Source organism: Colwellia sp., assembly GCF_013214175.1.
Lineage (GTDB): Bacteria > Pseudomonadota > Gammaproteobacteria > Enterobacterales > Alteromonadaceae > Colwellia.
Genome location: NZ_JABSPA010000005.1, coordinates 124122 through 140617 on the forward strand (window position 1 = coordinate 124122; position 16496 = coordinate 140617).

Annotated in this window: 16 protein-coding genes; 3 read left to right on the plus strand and 13 right to left on the minus strand. The window is 40.3% G+C overall.

What is annotated here, in order from left to right; translation table 11 throughout:
• Positions 1-209: 209 nt before the first annotated feature.
• The 3 genes from HRT55_RS13395 to HRT55_RS13405 are packed head-to-tail and all read right to left on the minus strand — an operon-like array spanning position 210 to position 2505.
• The gene (locus HRT55_RS13395) at positions 210-533 is read right to left on the minus strand and encodes a DUF3325 domain-containing protein (RefSeq protein WP_291622038.1); all 324 of its coding nucleotides are present in this window, start codon (positions 531-533) and stop codon (positions 210-212) included.
• Positions 533-2185: a PepSY domain-containing protein gene (locus HRT55_RS13400; RefSeq protein WP_291622040.1), complete on the minus strand. Its 1653-nt coding sequence runs from the start codon at positions 2183-2185 to the stop codon at positions 533-535. Before HRT55_RS13400 ends, HRT55_RS13395 begins: the two co-directional genes overlap by 1 nt.
• Positions 2185-2505, minus strand: a complete 321-nt coding sequence (locus HRT55_RS13405) for a hypothetical protein (RefSeq protein ID WP_291622042.1) — start codon at positions 2503-2505, stop codon at positions 2185-2187. Before HRT55_RS13405 ends, HRT55_RS13400 begins: the two co-directional genes overlap by 1 nt.
• A gap of 284 nt (positions 2506-2789) precedes the next feature.
• Between HRT55_RS13405 and HRT55_RS13410 the strand changes: the two genes are divergently transcribed.
• Positions 2790-3470: a phosphoglycolate phosphatase gene (locus tag HRT55_RS13410; RefSeq protein WP_291622044.1), complete on the plus strand. Its 681-nt coding sequence runs from the start codon at positions 2790-2792 to the stop codon at positions 3468-3470.
• Between the two features lie 68 nt (positions 3471-3538).
• Here the strand turns inward: HRT55_RS13410 and HRT55_RS13415 are convergent, their stop codons facing one another.
• Both HRT55_RS13415 and HRT55_RS13420 read right to left on the minus strand, forming a co-directional pair.
• On the minus strand, positions 3539-5047 hold the full coding sequence (locus HRT55_RS13415) for an FAD-dependent oxidoreductase (protein WP_291622046.1): 1509 nt from the start codon (positions 5045-5047) through the stop codon (positions 3539-3541).
• A 129-nt stretch (positions 5048-5176) separates the two neighbouring features.
• Positions 5177-5410, minus strand: a complete 234-nt coding sequence (locus tag HRT55_RS13420; protein ID WP_291622048.1) for a cysteine-rich CWC family protein — start codon at positions 5408-5410, stop codon at positions 5177-5179.
• Positions 5411-5685: 275 nt separating this feature from the next.
• Here HRT55_RS13420 and HRT55_RS13425 point away from each other — a divergent pair, with 275 nt between their 5' ends.
• A complete protein-coding gene (locus tag HRT55_RS13425) occupies positions 5686-6273 on the plus strand; it encodes a peroxiredoxin family protein (RefSeq protein WP_291622050.1) in 588 nt (195 codons plus the stop codon).
• 125 nt (positions 6274-6398) lie between these two features.
• On the opposite strand, the gene HRT55_RS13430 is transcribed toward HRT55_RS13425, so the two are convergent.
• Both HRT55_RS13430 and HRT55_RS13435 read right to left on the minus strand, forming a co-directional pair.
• Positions 6399-7103, minus strand: coding sequence for a lipoate--protein ligase (locus tag HRT55_RS13430; RefSeq protein ID WP_291622052.1), 705 nt, complete (start codon positions 7101-7103; stop codon positions 6399-6401).
• A 28-nt stretch (positions 7104-7131) separates the two neighbouring features.
• On the minus strand, positions 7132-7386 hold the full coding sequence (locus HRT55_RS13435; RefSeq protein WP_291622055.1) for a hypothetical protein: 255 nt from the start codon (positions 7384-7386) through the stop codon (positions 7132-7134).
• Positions 7387-7845: 459 nt separating this feature from the next.
• Between HRT55_RS13435 and HRT55_RS13440 the strand changes: the two genes are divergently transcribed.
• Positions 7846-8697 carry a delta-class carbonic anhydrase gene (locus HRT55_RS13440; RefSeq protein WP_291622057.1) on the plus strand — a complete coding sequence of 284 codons (852 nt, stop codon included), beginning with the start codon at positions 7846-7848 and terminating at the stop codon, positions 8695-8697.
• An 88-nt stretch (positions 8698-8785) separates the two neighbouring features.
• On the opposite strand, the gene HRT55_RS13445 is transcribed toward HRT55_RS13440, so the two are convergent.
• The 6 genes from HRT55_RS13445 to thiC form a co-directional block, all read right to left on the minus strand.
• On the minus strand, positions 8786-9892 hold the full coding sequence (locus HRT55_RS13445; RefSeq protein WP_291622058.1) for a multicopper oxidase domain-containing protein: 1107 nt from the start codon (positions 9890-9892) through the stop codon (positions 8786-8788).
• Between the two features lie 140 nt (positions 9893-10032).
• Positions 10033-11637 (minus strand): thiamine phosphate synthase, encoded by a 1605-nt coding sequence (thiE, locus tag HRT55_RS13450; RefSeq protein WP_291622059.1) that lies wholly within the window; start codon positions 11635-11637, stop codon positions 10033-10035.
• Between the two features lie 140 nt (positions 11638-11777).
• Entirely contained in the window at positions 11778-12575 is a 798-nt protein-coding gene (locus tag HRT55_RS13455; RefSeq protein ID WP_291622060.1) for a thiazole synthase, read from the minus strand.
• Positions 12576-12580: 5 nt separating this feature from the next.
• Positions 12581-12793 (minus strand): sulfur carrier protein ThiS, encoded by a 213-nt coding sequence (gene thiS / locus HRT55_RS13460; RefSeq protein WP_291622061.1) that lies wholly within the window; start codon positions 12791-12793, stop codon positions 12581-12583.
• Complete coding sequence (locus tag HRT55_RS13465) at positions 12777-14015, minus strand: FAD-dependent oxidoreductase (protein WP_291622062.1); 1239 nt, start codon at positions 14013-14015, stop codon at positions 12777-12779. The genes thiS and HRT55_RS13465 overlap by 17 nt, the downstream gene beginning before the upstream one ends.
• Before the next feature lie 382 nt (positions 14016-14397).
• Positions 14398-16371 (minus strand): phosphomethylpyrimidine synthase ThiC, encoded by a 1974-nt coding sequence (gene thiC, locus HRT55_RS13470; protein ID WP_291622063.1) that lies wholly within the window; start codon positions 16369-16371, stop codon positions 14398-14400.
• Positions 16372-16496: the final 125 nt, after the last annotated feature.

The following is a 16496-nucleotide window of genomic DNA, read 5'->3' on the forward strand; positions in this document are numbered from 1 at the left end:
TGACTAGAACAGTACCTAAAACAACAGTGCCTATAACACTAATATCTATTGCGATAATACTGTATCAACAAATTGCCGAAGACTTTAAGCAAGTACTGATGAATTAGCAAGCCATCACCATCAATAATCGATTTCAACAGAAGAAAAGATAAAGCTGCTTTTAGGTGCTAGATGTTAGCTATTAGATGTTTGGCATTCAGTGTTAAGGCTTAGCTAATAAAGATACTAATGCTCGCCATTAATGACATAACAATGGCTAATTTCGGCACTATTTTCGCTCGGTAGGTTAAAAGTAATGTCAGTAATAAAATCGCTATGGTGAGTGCACCAAATAGCAGTGCTGGCCCAATAGACCAACCATATAGTTCGACACTTAAATAGGCAGTGAAAGACAACAGTAACCAAGCCAAAGGTCTGAAAAAACGTACCGCAAGAATAGAAACCTCATGCACTATCACTTGCTCCCTATGTTTTGTCATCGCTAAACAAAACAGCACCATAGCAATGAAGCATAAACTGGTTAGTACTAACATTAGCACTTTTCCTTATTCACTTGCTGCAACGACAATAGGCTTTCATTCGCTGCTAGTACTGGCGGCTTATTCTGCTGAACTCTTTGTTTACTTGATTGTTTACTGGAACGTTTGCTTGCTTGCAAGACTTTGACTTTATAGGCAGCAAATGCAAAACAACCACCAACGACCAGAAAGGTTAAATCAAAGCCGGCGAAGTTCCAGTCTTGCTGAGGCAAACTATTAGCTAAATGTTTATCTGTAGTTAGTGCATTCACTAGCGGTAAAGTCAGGTAAACCAGCGCCGCCAATGTTAATTGCTCAGGCCAAGCTTTAGCCGCAGGGCGAAACGCTGGATAAATTAATAATATTGCCCAGCTAATGAACATCACGTGAGCTTCCCAGGCAGCGCGCTCAACCATATCAAGGGGTAATAGACGATTGGCATAAAAGTACATAGCAATGGCAATAGGTAAACCAACAATGGTGCCAATATTTAACTGCTCAACCAATCGATAACCAAAATCAGGGCCATTAGACTTTTTCATTTGTTGGGGTTTACGTTTGGTGGTCCAAAGAATTAACCCCGAGGCAATCATCGCCGTGCCAATAAGACCAGTGAAGAAATATATCCAGCGAGCTAATGGGCCAGCAAACTGCCCTTCATGCAAAGAGAAGAAGCCATTGTGAATCATACCTGCGCCAGTATACTCTTTAGCTTGCTGCGCTATAACTTCGCCAGTAACAGCGTTTATCATGACTTCATCGGCAGGATTATAAGTAATGTCGGTTTCATGACGAACAAACAACACTTGAGCATTAATATCGTTAGCGGAAAAAATTTCTATATAATTGAGTTTATGTCCTGGCCATACCTGTTTTACTTGCTGATATAGCACTGAAACATCCAACATTTCAGCTGGTTGGTTTGCCTTTTCTAAATGGGCGATACGCGGATATATCTCTTTGCGCATTTCCCTATATTCATCATCATTGGTTTGTAAGTTGGTACTTAGCGCCATGTAAGTAAAGAGGAAGAATAGCAAACCGCTATAGGTGATCATAAAGTGAAATGGTAGTGCTATAACGCTTAAGACATTGTGAATGTCTAACCAACCGGGCAAACCCTTTTTCGCTCTAAAGGTAAAAAAATCGCTGAAGATTTTCTTATGAATAACTACGCCAGTAATAACCGCAAGCAACATTAACATGCTACAAAATCCAACAATCCAATAACTAATATCAGTTGATAAATAGTGCAAACGATAGTGCATGCGATACAGTAATCGGCCGCCATCCGTTGCTCTACTTGCAACTTTATCACCAGTCGCAATATCCAGAACTTTTATCTTATATTGACCCCGTTTTTTACCCGGTTCTGCTGGATGTCGCCAGCCGACTCGTAAATTTTGATCGCGCACGTTAGGTAAATATATATCCCAACCATCAATGCCTTGCGCATGTTTATTAAGATAAGCCTGCGCAGTATCCAGTAGCTGCTCATTACTGATGTTATGTTCAATGAATGGCCTTTCTGGTTCCATCCAGCGGGTAATTTCCTGATAGAAATATCCCATAGTGCCGGTTAGAAACATGAAGAATAGGATCCAACCGACAATAAGGCCGACCCAAGTATGAAACCACTTCATTGATTGTCTAAAGTTATCTTTCATTAACTGTTCGCACCGGTAAATTGCATCAATAACCAAGCTGTGACGGTAAAGAAAAGCGTTAGCTTAATTAATCCCATCCAAGCCTTACTTGCACTTTCCACTGAAAATACCCACATGGCTGCGCAGGCATAAACGATGAAAGTAAGCATCAACCCTATATGTATGGCTTGGTATTTACCCACCACATTCAACAGTAACTGACTAATAAAAAGTGAACTGGCTGTGGCTAAGGCATAGCCGCCAAAGGTGGCCGCTAGTATTCGAGAGAAGACTGGCCAACGAGGGCTAGCTAAATTAAATTTATTGACAAGGTAAGGCACTGTTATTCCATGCTCGCATTAGCAAGCTTTTTAATACCGCAAGTTAAAGGCTGCCGCTATAACTTCCTCTGACAAGGTGCAGCAATAATATAGCTATGATAGCAACAACGGAAACAAAAACCATTATCATTTACATATTTATTGATAAATAATTACTTAGCTTATTATTACGCAACATATAGCTAGTTTTTAGCTAACTAGCTATTTTCGCTAGTGGTCATGAATCCTAGCCATTTGAATGCTAGAATAGCGCCATAATTGACCTTACCCCCAGTGAGAATTTTGTGACCCTACAAGAAAAAAATGTGCTTTTATTCGATCTCGATGGCACCTTAGTTGATAGTGCCCCAGATCTTGCTTTAGCGTTAAATAAAACGCTACGAGACTTGCAACAGAAGGAATATAGTCAGCGGACGATTCGTCACTGGGTCGGTAATGGTGCACAAACACTAGTTGAGCGTGGATTATCCGGCTCAGCAGACATTAATGAGCAATTAGAGCCAGCACTGGTAAATGACGCGTTAGGTATTTTTCTTAAACATTACCAAGATGGCTTATGCATTGACTCGGCTCTGTATGACGATGTAAAAGAAGGTCTATTAATATTAAAAAGCTCGGGCTTCCGTTTGGCTATCATTACCAACAAACCAGCCGTATTTATCCAGCCTATTTTAGCGGGTTTAGGCATAGGTGGACTGTTTGAAATACTCATTGGTGGTGATACTTTAGCTGAGAGAAAACCCCACCCAGCGCCATTAACTTATGCTTTAGAACAGCTTAAAGTAACTGCCGAGCAGTGTTTGATGATTGGTGATTCTAAAAACGATATCATAGCGGCAAAAGCAGCCAACATAGACAGTGTCGGCTTAACTTATGGCTATAACTATGGTGAAGATATTAGTAAATATCAGCCAGAGTGGTGCTTTGATACTTTTGCTGAGCTATTAGCTGCACTACAGCGATAACGACTGTTATTTATTCCAGCTAACTCTAATTTACTCAATCTTATCGTTAGCTGACTTTAAAGAGCGCTTTATAGGTTCTTTGCCAACGCAATAGGGTAATCACGCTGTTTGGCTAAAGCGATTGCTTGCTCTGTGACTTCGGTGGCAGAACATTGCTGGCTTATGGGAAAATAGTGTTCCGTTAAGTAGTTACCCAACTCTAACTCAGCAACTAAGCCGCACTCCACTAAATTTGCCAAAATAGCATCAGCTGCGGCTAAAGCCGATGAAGCTTTCACAATTTCGGCACGAGCATAATGTTGACCATAAAAAGATACATCCGCTGCGCGTAAGTCAGCATCTTCTCCGGGAATTTGCTGAGCGCCAAATAACGGCTTTGCCGCTGCCACTGCGGTGCTAAAAGTGGGGATAAATTGGGCAATATGGGCAATTGAGCCTAAGGTTCTATTATTCACCACATGCTCAGGCCAGTGTTTATCAATCTTTTCAATAAAGCGTTGTGCTAATTTGGGCTGAGCACTATTTTGGCAACTGGCCACTAGGCCTTGATCAAACAAGGTAATGTCTTGTGTCATACCATGTAGCTGGAAATAGCCATCTGGGTAAGGGGTTAATTGCGCCATACCTTGCGGAGTACCACGCTCGCCATAGAAAACAACTTCAGGCCATAAGCCTTGGCATTTAGACCAATGGGCAACATATGCGGCTTTAAACTCCACCATACGTTGCCGCTTAGCGCTTACCATGTCATCAATTTCACCACTTTTAAAACCACAGGCATTAATGACGTAATCATAATGACTGTGTTCAATCACTTGGCTTTGTTGCTGTTGAGTAGATACTTGCCAGCCTAGTGCATTCTCGTGCTGAGTATTTTCTTGCGAAGTAATGGCGATCACTTGGCTATTCGTTTTAAGGTGACAGCTGGGTAAACGCTCTATCGCTAAATTGGTAATCGCAGCAAAACGAAATGCCGACAAACCGTACTCTTGCACCAGTAATACGGGAAATTTAATACTGTCTAAATCTACATTTTGGGCAAAGGCGACTAACCAATCACTGTCGGCTGTTGCCACACTTGGTAAGGGTAAATTTACTAGTGCATCAAGCTCTGCTCGCGAGAAAAATTGAAAGTACTGCTCTGGCTCACCTAATACCTTGTTGCTCGCATCTTGAACTACCAGTTCTGCATATCTGGCGCGTAGCTTTTCTAAACGAGGTAATAAGTCTTCTGGTTGGCCATGATCGGTTTTAGGCAAGGCAATAAGTGTCGGCCGAATATTCACGCTGTGTGGATAAACTTTAACGGTATCTATTGATTGCTGTAATAAAGTTAGGCATTGCTGATCACAAATTTCACGATACAAGTTACCGCCAGCATGTAAATGGCAAATTGGTGGGCCATTAACTAAACTCGGACCTTTCTCTATTAACGTGGTGTCTAAGCCTAATTCAGCAAATCGCAACGCTATGGTAGAGCCCGCAACACCACCACCAATAATGGCAATTTTGGCTTTTGAGCTGAGGATTGGCTGATGTACTGCTTGGCTTACGTGCTTTGCTTGAGCTTTATTCATAATTGTGACAAGAAAGTGTTTTCATGGGCTGTATTTTACTTTGCTGGGCGCTATTTTCGTAGTGTTAAAACATAAATAATTGTTGTTTACGTGTGTCTTTCTTTTTACACATCATACAATTCAATTTATTTAGTCTATGCGTTTACCAATGCTTTTAGTATTTATTGATAGTTGTTGCTGATGATAACGCTCAATACAGCGATTACAAATGCAAGCCTTTGCCTTAAGAGCTACAGGAACTTTCGCTAGCAGCGCCGCTGGCACTTGGGTGCTCATACACCAGCAACCATTGCTAGACTTAACATCGCAACGATTACTTTGTTTGCATAAAGGACAAATGCTGTCATTCACTGGTTTTACCATAGGTTGAGTACTTTTGAGAGGCAAAAATTACTGGCGCTTATGATACTGATAAAATCATCGTTTGTGTTAATTATAGAAACTAATAGCTCACCCTAATAATACCAATCGGACTAATTTTCTGGTCATACTAATTTACTGGTCACTAAGTGAACGCTTAAAACTTGCCATTGATGATGGTTAAATATCATGGAATCAGTAGAATCTAGCCTTGTGATGAAATTTTTACTTCATCAAACGGTCTTTTAGCTCAGAATCCACAACAGAATGTAGCCAAAGTGAACAATATAATAAATTTCAAAACAAATAATAAAATACTGAGTGTACTTATCTCGCTACTCTTATTATTTACTAATAACGCTATTGCCAACACCAGCATTGATGTTGGCCCATCACTAGGTAAGCAAGCGCCTGCCATCACAGCTATTAATACTCTCCAGCAGCCCGTTAATATCAAACAGCTCTCTGGTGAACAAGGGCTTATTATCTTATTTTTCCGCTCTGCCGATTGGTGTCCGTTTTGTAAAAAACATATTCTTGAATTGAACGATCTGGCTGAACGGTTTACCAAATTAGGCTATGGCTTAGCGGCTATTTCGTATGATCATACCGACATATTAAAGAAGTTCGCTGAGCAGAGAAATATCAGTTACCCATTATTATCCGACCAGAAAGTACAAACTATGTTGGCTTACAATATTGTTAATAGTGAATATGCTATCGGTGATGAGCATTACGGTATTCCTTACCCGGGTGTCGTGGTCATTGATGACAATGGCAAGGTCATTCATAAACACTTTTTTAAAGGGTATAAAAAACGTGTTAAATTTTCCGAGCTTTACTTACAGCTAAAAAACGAGAGCTAGGCTGTAATAATTAACAAGCAACGACTAGAAAGTAGTAGCTAGGAGCTAGCTACTAGGAAATAAGCTGACCACTTTTTTGATGGCTGCTTTTAATGACGGATGAACTATGACTGGTAGTTGTGTTATCAATACAAGCCACTCTCAACAAAAGCTTGAGTAAGCTGCTTATATAACTTTTCTATTGTCGGTCGCTCAGTAATATTATCAAAAAGCGCAGTATGCACTTGTGCTTTAACCCGCTCCGTTTTATCACTTAGTTGGTAACACAAGTTAACCGGCTTGATTATCTCATCTAATAACACATCAATAAGAATAAAGGCTTGGGCTAACACTATCTTGCCACCGCCTTTTTTCAAGATAACTCGCTGCGCAGTACCAACAATTTTTTTGCCGTTGATATTCATATTGTAATCGCCATCACAGTAGGAAAACTCTGTGGCGTGCGCTTGACTAACTAAGTTAAATTGCAGGAAAAAACCCTGTAACACCGTACATAAGTTTTTATAAGCTTGGGGAATTGAATACGGCGTGTCACTTGCCCATAAATAAAGGTGAGATATATTTATCACCCCAGGGCATTGCGGCACAGGTGCACCACCGGTTTTACGTGCATGCAAAAGCCAATTATCCGCTAATAAGCCAGCTTTAAGGGCATCTGACTCTGGCCACTTCTTACCTGCAGGTAACACCAAAGTAGCTTGTTTAGCTTGCCATAACATTAGACACTGCTGAAGTTCACCTGCTTGTATTTGTTTTATTACTTGGCTTTCTTTGTCAAAAACATTGGCAACAGAAATTTTCTGATAACGTAGCAGTTTATTACGACTCATTTTTACTTCTTATGGTGTGGTGATATTTTTAGGAGTCTTCCTCATGCATTTGACCGTCAATTAACATCATTTGCTCAGCAGACTTCTCATCGTGTTTAGTCAGGCTATAAGTGCCATCAAACATGTTTTCCAAAAAGATACTTTCCCCGGCACTGGTCTCTAGCTGATTCAGTACTTCCAGAGGAAGTTCCACGCCCAAGCCAGCGCCAATTTTTTGTATTTTCAGTTCAATCATAATAATACTCCAGGTTAATTGCCAGACATTATCAATGTTATAGAGCAATGTTCTAACTCAATACTGGCCAGTCGATGTAACTAAAATTATAGCTGGCTATTTTCACCTCACAAACCTTAGTAGAGTAAAGATAATGCGTTAACTTATACTGATAAATGCCATTACCACCACCATCAAGATAATTACAATTTTTAACATATTAAGCGGGATATGCTGGGCTTGAACTAGTGTCTAGTAGACGATTTTACTGTAGCATAACCAGCTATCAACTTATGATGAAAAGTAAGAAAAAACAAAGCGTAACATTGCTTAAACGTACAATTATTCAAGTGAAAATGACTTGTGATTTTGTCATTTACCAGCTATAAAATAAAAACGAAGAATGGTTTATTTTTATACAATAATTGGTAAAACTACTTTCTCTGCTGGCTGTAGCGCTAAGATAAATACTTAAGTAGTACTATTCGTCGTAAGTAACCTGTTAATCAACAACCTTAGGGGAAAGAAATGAAAGCAAATATTCTTGCGGCGATAATTACTGCCACATTACTACCATTAACAGCGTGTGCTGGCAGTGGCCACGACAACGTTGCAGATAGCGTCATTAAAAAGCAACGCGCTATGTTAGAAACAAACACTGATGGCAAAGGTTTTGGACCACAATCACCACGAGATATCGATACCATCAAGGGTATGAATGCTCGCGATTTTAATGCTGCACCCGCTTATACTGAAATGAACCTATGTAATATTCACTTCCATAAAAATGCTGAACATAAAGGTGGCGAGTTTGCTAAATACGCTGGTAATGGTGATGGTCATGGCTTTCAAAGTGGCTATGTATACTCTGGTAAATTAAGCTCAAGTGAAAAAAGAGCAACTAAAGCAGCTGTATGCCCAAGCAAACATGGTGCTTTAAATTCTGGTGATACTATTGAAGTTCATTACGTGCATTCAACAGCACAAGTAATGCCAGGCCCAACATTAGGCGCTTGTTTAAGTGAATCGATCATGAACCCACAATTACGGGTAGAAACCCAAGTATATGTATTGGTTAATGATAAAAATGCGCTAGATTTTGCTAAATTAACTAAACATGGTGCTAAAAACAGCTATCAGCAAGCATTTAATATTCCAAACAATACCGGTAGTGCCATTCAATATGCGGGTTCAACTACTGGCCCTGGCTACAACGAAAAAGGCTCACCGTTGCAAGTTTCTTGGAGCGTTCGTCCTGAAGTTGCTAAAGTAAATATTGAAACTGTTGCTAAGTGGTGTGAAGGTAATACCTTTAATGAAGATCACGCTCATGGTGTAAGAAACCTAGTAACTAACCCTAAATTACTTTCTGCTAAATAGTAGAGGTAGTTACTAAAGCTATTTATTAGGGGAGTAGGACGGCAGCAATAAAAAATCGCTGTTGTCCTACTATTAAGTATACCAAATATTATTTTTCCAATACTTGATAAAGTGCCGTCATACCTGCAGCGATATGATCATTAACATGACAGTGATACATCCAAGTACCCGGATTATTAACCGTCATATCTAAGGTTTTCATCGACGCGGGTAATAATTCCACCACATCAGTTCTATGACCATTAATCAAACCTGTATGACCATGCCAATGTGGGGTATGTAAATCAACTTCCGTGCCTAAAGCAATTAAATGCCAACGCACTTTTTCACCCTCAACCATGGTTAAACCAGGTAAGTTAGCAAACAGGTAACCGTTAATCATATGCATCAGATTACCTTCAACAAAATCGTCGTCTTCAGTAATGTCATCATTGGCCGGAGCGGTCAGATAATTTTTAATGTTATCAGCTAAAAACCAACTTTCATTTTCATTCATCACGGTATAAAGATTGATAAACTCACGATCAATATCTTTAGGAGAGCCATCTGCCTTGGCCATGCCTTTCGCGGTAACAACTATAGCGCCAATCAAGCCACTATTAGAATCCCTGATACTCTGAACGTGTGAGTGATAAACCCAAACTACCGAGCTAGTATCTGCCGGCCCTGGGCCTGCTGTATCTGGTACTTGCCAGTTATAAGTATAAGTTTGCCCAGGCATGACCCGATCATCTAATTTATCTTTGCCCGAAGTACCGTCGTTGGTAGGTGAGCCTTCGTTGGCCTTATTATAAAATACGCCGTGTGGATGAATGGTATACGGACGTGTGCCGTTATTTTTGAACACTATTTTGATGGTATCGCCCACTTCTGCCCGAAACAATGGCCCCAATAAACCCAGATGCTGTTCACTGGCTGGTCGTGCTTTTAGTTGACTAAATGAAGCATCGGTATATTCGCGGTAAAGTGCTTTTTTATACTTACTGCCAATAGTATTTTCACTGGCTTTAACAAATACTTGCTGCTCTGGCATTAACGGCATATCCATCATTAAATTATGATGTTTTTCTGCATATTGCCATTCAATTTCGTCGGCGGCGACATAATAAAGTCGCTCAACAGCAACGGATTGAAAAGAAAGTAAAATGGCTAATGTCACGGTCAAACGACAAAGAAGAGATATGATGATATTCATCTATTTATACTGCTAATGGATAAGAATTGCCCCATAATAGCAAATACGAATAATTATCAATAGTGAATTTATAAAGGGTTAAATAATATTTACCCAAGTAATAAGGTTGGAGGTCTTAATTTATAAGCAATCTTATCTGCTTATCCTTTAGCAATGATTTGTTCAAATGCTGTAACGGCTTGCTCTGGAGATATGCCGTGTGATTGAGTTGCTTCAGTTATCGCGGTGACTACAGCAATACTCTCTACTCCTGTTACGGCTACCTCTTGTGCACGCTCAAGGGTAATACCGCCAATGGCAACCACTGGGATTTGCAAAGCCTTTTCTGCTGGTCGTAAAGCTAATACCTGCCTTAAATTATCTAAGCCTTGAATCTGCCCGGTCATGTCTTTAGTTTTGGTCGGGAAAATTGCGCCGATGGCTAAATAGGACGGCTGTAACTGTTGCGCCAACAGAAATTCATAACAGCCATGAGTACTTATGCCTAAACGAATACCTGACTGCTGAATAGCAACTAGGTCAGCATCGGCTAGATCTTCTTGACCGATATGTACGCCATAAGCACCATGCTTTATCGCTAGCTGCCAATAATCATTGATAAACAGGCGTGTATTATAGTCTTTCGCTAACTCTACTGCCGTAATAATCACTTGCTCTAATTCATCTTCGCTTAAGTTTTTAACTCGTAACTGAATAATTTCTAAACCTAACGGCAGTAATCGTTTAAGCCAATATAGTGAGGCAATTACTGGGTATAAACCAAGTTTTTTATCCTTAAGTTCTAAAGAGTTAAAAGCGGGTAAGTCATGGTATTGCAGGCTCAATTGGTCAACAACGTTAGGAAAGAACTTAGCGTTACATGGCCAGTTTTGTTGCTCAAATGCGCCATAATATTGATGACCGTTTAATTCACTTACTTGCTCACTAGCGCTTAAACCTTGGCTGATAAAGGCTTTGCTTAGCATAAGGGCGTCACGCATTAGGTAACCTTGGGCAAGAAAGCTTGCTAATGCTGTGGCAAAACTACAACCACCACCATGACTGTAATGTGTATTTATACGAGGAGAACTAAGTTGATAACTAATGACTTGATGCTGTTTTTCTTGGTTATCTTGCTTCTCTTCACTGAGCTGATTAAGTTGGTGGTAACAGTAATCAATCGCTAAGCCATTATCTTTATCACTATGACCTCCTTTAATAATAATACTGGTGATCAAAAAATCATCATAGATTTTCTTAGCGAGTTTCTCTGCATTTGTCTCTTTAGCTACCGGACCAAAGCGTGCTAAATTTTTTGCTTCCATCAGGTTAGGGGTGATTACATCCACTTGTTTTAATAAAGGCGTAAGTTGCTCGATAGTCAAAGCGCTAAAACTACCACCAACACTAGCTTGGCCAACGGGGTCATAAACACTGATTAAATTTTTATTAGAATGCTTAACTTGTTCAAGTAACTTAGCTAACCATTGCACTTGCTCGACATTGGCCACTAGGCCAATTTTGATGACCGACGGCGGCTTGTCAGTAATTAATGCTTCAAACTGTTGCTGTAAAATATCAACAGATACTGGGTTTACTGAGATTAATAGCGAAGAATTTTGCACGGTATTCGCGGTAATAAGGTGACAAACCTCCACACCTAAACCATGGCCGGTTTTGATATCAGCAGCAATGCCCGCGCCACCAGAGCAGTCACTGCCAGAAATAGTCCAAATTATTGGTTTTTTCTTATTAAGATCAGTCATCAATGTCTTATGCTTTAAAAGTTAAAATACAAATAGCTTAAAGGCTAAGTTAGTTAGCCAAAATACAAGGCGGAAGCGCGGAGCCTAGTTTACTAGGTGAGCACTTCCAACGACGTAGTTAGGTTAAGTAACAAAGTCATTTAGCTATTTTGGTGCCAAAAAGGTGTATCAAGGGTGGGCGTTGAAGGGTGAGCTGTCTGTCTTTCTTGCATTATACCGGCGACATAACCTTGTTCACCTGCTTGCAATGCTTGACCAAAGGCTTTTGCCATCAATACCGGATTATCCGCCAGTGCCACAGCACTATTAAGCAATACACCGTCATAACCCATTTCCATGGCCAAACAAGCATCCGATGGCTTGCCAATACCGGCGTCTAAAATCAAAGTCGCATCGGGTAAACGTAAACGAATAGTTTCTAGGTTATAAGGGTTCATCAAGCCCTTACCTGTACCTATAGGTGATGCCCAAGGCATGATCACTTGGCAGCCTAAGTCATATAGACGCTGACAAATCACAAGATCATCGGTGCAATAGGGTAGCACTTTAAAACCTTCAGCAATGAGTTGCTCTGCAGCATGCAGTAACTCGATAGGATCCGGTTGTAAGTTATAATCGTCGCCGATAACCTCTAACTTAATCCAGTCAGTTTTAAAAATCTCACGACTCATATGTGCCAAGGTTACCGCTTCTTTGGCAGTTTTACAGCCAGCCGTATTGGGTAGTAAGTGGCCATTAGTTTGCGTCACTATTTCTTGTAAATAGTGCCAGATTTGTTGACCCGACTGCTCATTAGGGTTCTGTCTTTTTAACGACAGCGTCACTACTTGTGAGCCACTGGCCAAAATAGCTTGTTTCATCACTTGTGGCGACGGGTACAAAGCGCTGCCAATGAGCAAACGACTGTCTAAATTTTGTCCGTAGATATTCAATGACATTAAACTTAGCCTCCCTGAATAGGTTGTAAGACATCAAGGCTATCGCCATTTTTTACCATGGTGGTGTCGTAATCCGTTTTACCAACAAAATCACCATTAAGTGCCACAGCAAAGGTACTCTGTTGCGGCTCAATAAAGTGCAAGGTTAACGCGGAACTGACACTGATATGGATTTCATGGCCTAGCGCATAGGCTTTGCCGTTAATATGAATGTTCATAAGATGACTCTTTTTTATTTATGTCCACAGGCTTCGCTACAGGTAACAGGTCGGCATAAGGTAAAGTACTATTACTAGAGTTTAGTAGATTAGCGATAATAGCTAAGGTTTGTGCAAGTACTACTGGCGCTATTAAAAATCCATGACGAAATAAACCATTAACTTGAATAAGGGAGTCTTGCACGGTAATTTTAGGCTGATTATCACTAAAGGCTGGTCGACATTGACTAACATGTTGGCGAATATTCGCTTCGGCAAAACCAGGATGCACACTATAAGCGGCGCTGAGTAATTCCATTGCTGAACGTACTGTCATAGGAGAGTTATCATCACTCTCAATTTCCGTTGCACCAACCACATAAAATCCTTTGCCCTTTGGCGCTATATAAAGCTGATATCTCGGATGCATTAGCCGTACTGGCCTTGAAATATTTACATCAGGTGCAAACAGTTGAAAAAGCTCACCGCGTACCGATCTTAAATCGGCCAAAGGCGCACAACTGCTATGACTATTTTTGCTCGTCGCCCCGGTGCCACGGCAATCAATGACTAGATCAAATTTCTGACTGTGTTTAGCTCCATTTTGCAAGTAAGCTACCGTGCTGCTCTTTTCACTGCTATTGATTTCAACAACTTCACACTCAGTTAACCACTTAAGTTGATTGCCTGAGCTATTATTTCCCGGAACTGCCTGCTGACCTTCTTTTTCAAGTTGTTTGCGCAATGCTACTAATAAACGGCGGTTACCCAGCTGCCCCTCTTGAGGCAGGTATAAAGCTTGGTTAAAACTCCGGCCTATTTCTGGTTCTAACTCAAGTAATTCGGCACGGTTTAGCGAGTGTAACTCTTGCTCAGGATAATTATTGCTAAGGTGTCTAACAAAACGTTGATAGTCACCTTTATCTTGTTCATGACTCACCATGATGGCGCCAGTTTGTTGGAAAAAGGTATATTCATCCAAACTGTCGAGCAACGTTGGCCATAAACGTAATGACTCAAAACCCATGCTAACGATATTAGGCTGACAATGCAGTGATTCACCCAATGGCGTTAATAAACCTGCAGCTGCATAGGCCGCACTGTTATGGGCGAGTCTATTATCTTTATCAAATAAAGTAATAGTTACGTTTTGAGACTGCTTTTGTCTAAGCTGTTCACCTCGAAGCAAAGACAGGGCGAGTAAGCGCCCCATCAATCCTGCGCCAACAATGGCTATGTTCATTTTTTTCTGCCTAAAATTTTATTCTATCTAAAGCATAATATTGTCATCCCCGAAATTTCTTGTCGGGGATGCAATATACTACCCGCTTAATACAACACGGGAATGACAAGGTTGAGTTATACCAATTCCAATAAGTTTCTTCCCACCCAGCGAGAGTTAAAAGTCTTATATACGGCGTTATTGATTATAGATAATGGTTATTCCCTTATCAAAAACAATAACGCCGTATATAAGCCTTTTAAACTCGCCCTTCGGGAGCTTTCCAGCGATTCGATAACAGCACAGAATTTCTTTCATATAGAGTGACTATATGCAAAAAAATCCTATTTATTCTCAAACCGCTGGCAAGCTCTGAGTGGAAACTAATTTAATGGAACTGGTATTAGTCAGCGAGTTGGTATATTTCGCTACCCGCTGCTTTAAATTCAGCGGACTTTTCTTGCATCGCTTTTTCTATAGCGTCATCAGACGTTATCGTTATTGTCTCATCAAGCAATTGAATTTTTATGGCATTTTTATCAAGATTAGCGGCGTACTCTCGTACTTCTTGTGAGATCTTCATCGAACAGAATTTAGGTCCACACATAGAACAGAAATGCGCTACTTTGCCTGACTCTTGTGGCAAGCTTTCATCATGATAAGCTCTAGCGGTTTCTGGGTCTAAACCAATATTGAATTGATCATACCAACGGAATTCAAAACGCGCTTTAGACATGGCATTATCACGAATTTGTGCGCCAGGATGACCTTTAGCTAAATCACCAGCATGAGCAGCAATTTTATAAGTCATCAAACCTTCTTTTACGTCTTCTTTGTTCGGTAAACCTAAATGCTCTTTTGGCGTTACATAACAAAGCATGGCACAGCCATACCAACCAATGTTAGCCGCACCTATGCCAGAAGTAATATGATCATAACCTGGGGCGATATCTGTGGTTAATGGGCCTAAAGTATAGAAAGGCGCTTCGCCACAATGTTTGATTTGCTCTTCCATATTTTCTTTAATCATATGAAGCGGCACATGACCAGGGCCTTCAATAATCACTTGTACATCATGCTGCCAGGCGATTTGAGTTAACTCACCTAAAGTATGTAATTCCGCAAATTGCGCTTCATCGTTGGCATCGGCTACTGAGCCTGGACGTAAACCATCACCTAATGAGAATGACACATCGTATTGTTTTAAAATTTCACAGATATCTTCAAAATGGGTGTAAAGGAAGTTTTCTTTATGATGCGCTAAACACCATTTCGCCATAATTGAACCTCCACGCGAAACAATACCAGTGACACGTTTAGCTGTCATAGGTACATAACGCAGTAAAACGCCGGCATGAATAGTGAAATAATCAACACCCTGCTCTGCTTGTTCAATTAAAGTATCGCGGAATATTTCCCAAGTTAGGTCTTCTGCTACGCCATTTACTTTTTCAAGTGCTTGATAAATAGGTACTGTGCCAATAGGTACTGGCGAGTTACGCATGATCCATTCACGTGTTTCATGAATGTTACGGCCAGTAGATAAATCCATTACCGTATCTGCGCCCCATTTTGCTGACCAAACCAGCTTTTCTACTTCTTCTTCAATAGAAGAGGTTACTGCTGAGTTACCAATATTGGCGTTAACTTTAATTAAAAAGTTACGACCAATGATCATAGGCTCACATTCAGGGTGGTTTATATTTACTGGAATAATTGCGCGACCGCGAGCCACTTCATCACGGACAAATTCAGGGGTAATTTGCTCAGGAATACTGGCACCAAAAGATTCGCCTTTATGTTGAAGCAGTAAGGTTGCATCTTTCACTTCTTCACGTTTTATGTTTTCACGAATAGCAATGTATTCCATCTCTGGGGTAATAATACCTTGGCGAGCGTAATGCATTTGCGTAACGTTTTTACCTTTTTTAGCGATACGCATTTGCGGTAAATTTTCAAAGCGGATACTGTCAACCCCTTCATCGGCAAGCCGTTGCTGGGCATATTCAGAGCTAGTTGAAGTTAACGGTTCGACATCACCACGAGCATCTATCCAGCTTTCACGTAAACGTGGAATACCTTTATGCACATCAATTGTGACATTTTCATCAGTGTAAAAACCCGAAGTATCATAAACACATAAAGGTTCGTTTTTCTCATAAACGGCAGTATCTTTATTACCACTAATTAAGGTATCAGATAAGGTAATTTCACGCATACCCACTTTGATATCGTGGATTTTACCTGATACATAAACTTTTTTTGAATTAGGAAATGATTGGTCGGAAACATTTTTTAAGAATGCTTCTGCCGCTGCACGTTTTTCACGTCTGGTTGGTTTTTTTACTACTTTATCAACATTGGTTGAATTGGACATAGTCGCACCTTGTTTTTGTTTTTCTTGTTTTATTCCCAAATTAAGGACAATAAAAGTAAGAAAAAAATAAAAATAGGCGGAGTTTTTTAACTATTTCATAGTTAAAAAGAGGCAAAAAGAGGTTG

What these genes read in the sequence shown, in the direction of transcription:
- HRT55_RS13395 (WP_291622038.1), bottom strand. Translation starts at nt 533, where the DNA reads ATGTTAGTACTAACCAGTTTATGCTTCATTGCTATGGTGCTGTTTTGT.
- HRT55_RS13400 (WP_291622040.1), bottom strand. Translation starts at nt 2,185, where the DNA reads ATGAAAGATAACTTTAGACAATCAATGAAGTGGTTTCATACTTGGGTC.
- HRT55_RS13415 (WP_291622046.1), bottom strand. Translation starts at nt 5,047, where the DNA reads ATGAATAAAGCTCAAGCAAAGCACGTAAGCCAAGCAGTACATCAGCCA.
- HRT55_RS13420 (WP_291622048.1), bottom strand. Translation starts at nt 5,410, where the DNA reads ATGGTAAAACCAGTGAATGACAGCATTTGTCCTTTATGCAAACAAAGT.
- HRT55_RS13430 (WP_291622052.1), bottom strand. Translation starts at nt 7,103, where the DNA reads ATGAGTCGTAATAAACTGCTACGTTATCAGAAAATTTCTGTTGCCAAT.
- HRT55_RS13440 (WP_291622057.1), top strand. Translation starts at nt 7,846, where the DNA reads ATGAAAGCAAATATTCTTGCGGCGATAATTACTGCCACATTACTACCA.
- HRT55_RS13445 (WP_291622058.1), bottom strand. Translation starts at nt 9,892, where the DNA reads ATGAATATCATCATATCTCTTCTTTGTCGTTTGACCGTGACATTAGCC.
- thiE (WP_291622059.1), bottom strand. Translation starts at nt 11,637, where the DNA reads ATGACTGATCTTAATAAGAAAAAACCAATAATTTGGACTATTTCTGGC.
- HRT55_RS13455 (WP_291622060.1), bottom strand. Translation starts at nt 12,575, where the DNA reads ATGTCATTGAATATCTACGGACAAAATTTAGACAGTCGTTTGCTCATT.
- thiS (WP_291622061.1), bottom strand. Translation starts at nt 12,793, where the DNA reads ATGAACATTCATATTAACGGCAAAGCCTATGCGCTAGGCCATGAAATC.
- HRT55_RS13465 (WP_291622062.1), bottom strand. Translation starts at nt 14,015, where the DNA reads ATGAACATAGCCATTGTTGGCGCAGGATTGATGGGGCGCTTACTCGCC.
- thiC (WP_291622063.1), bottom strand. Translation starts at nt 16,371, where the DNA reads ATGTCCAATTCAACCAATGTTGATAAAGTAGTAAAAAAACCAACCAGA.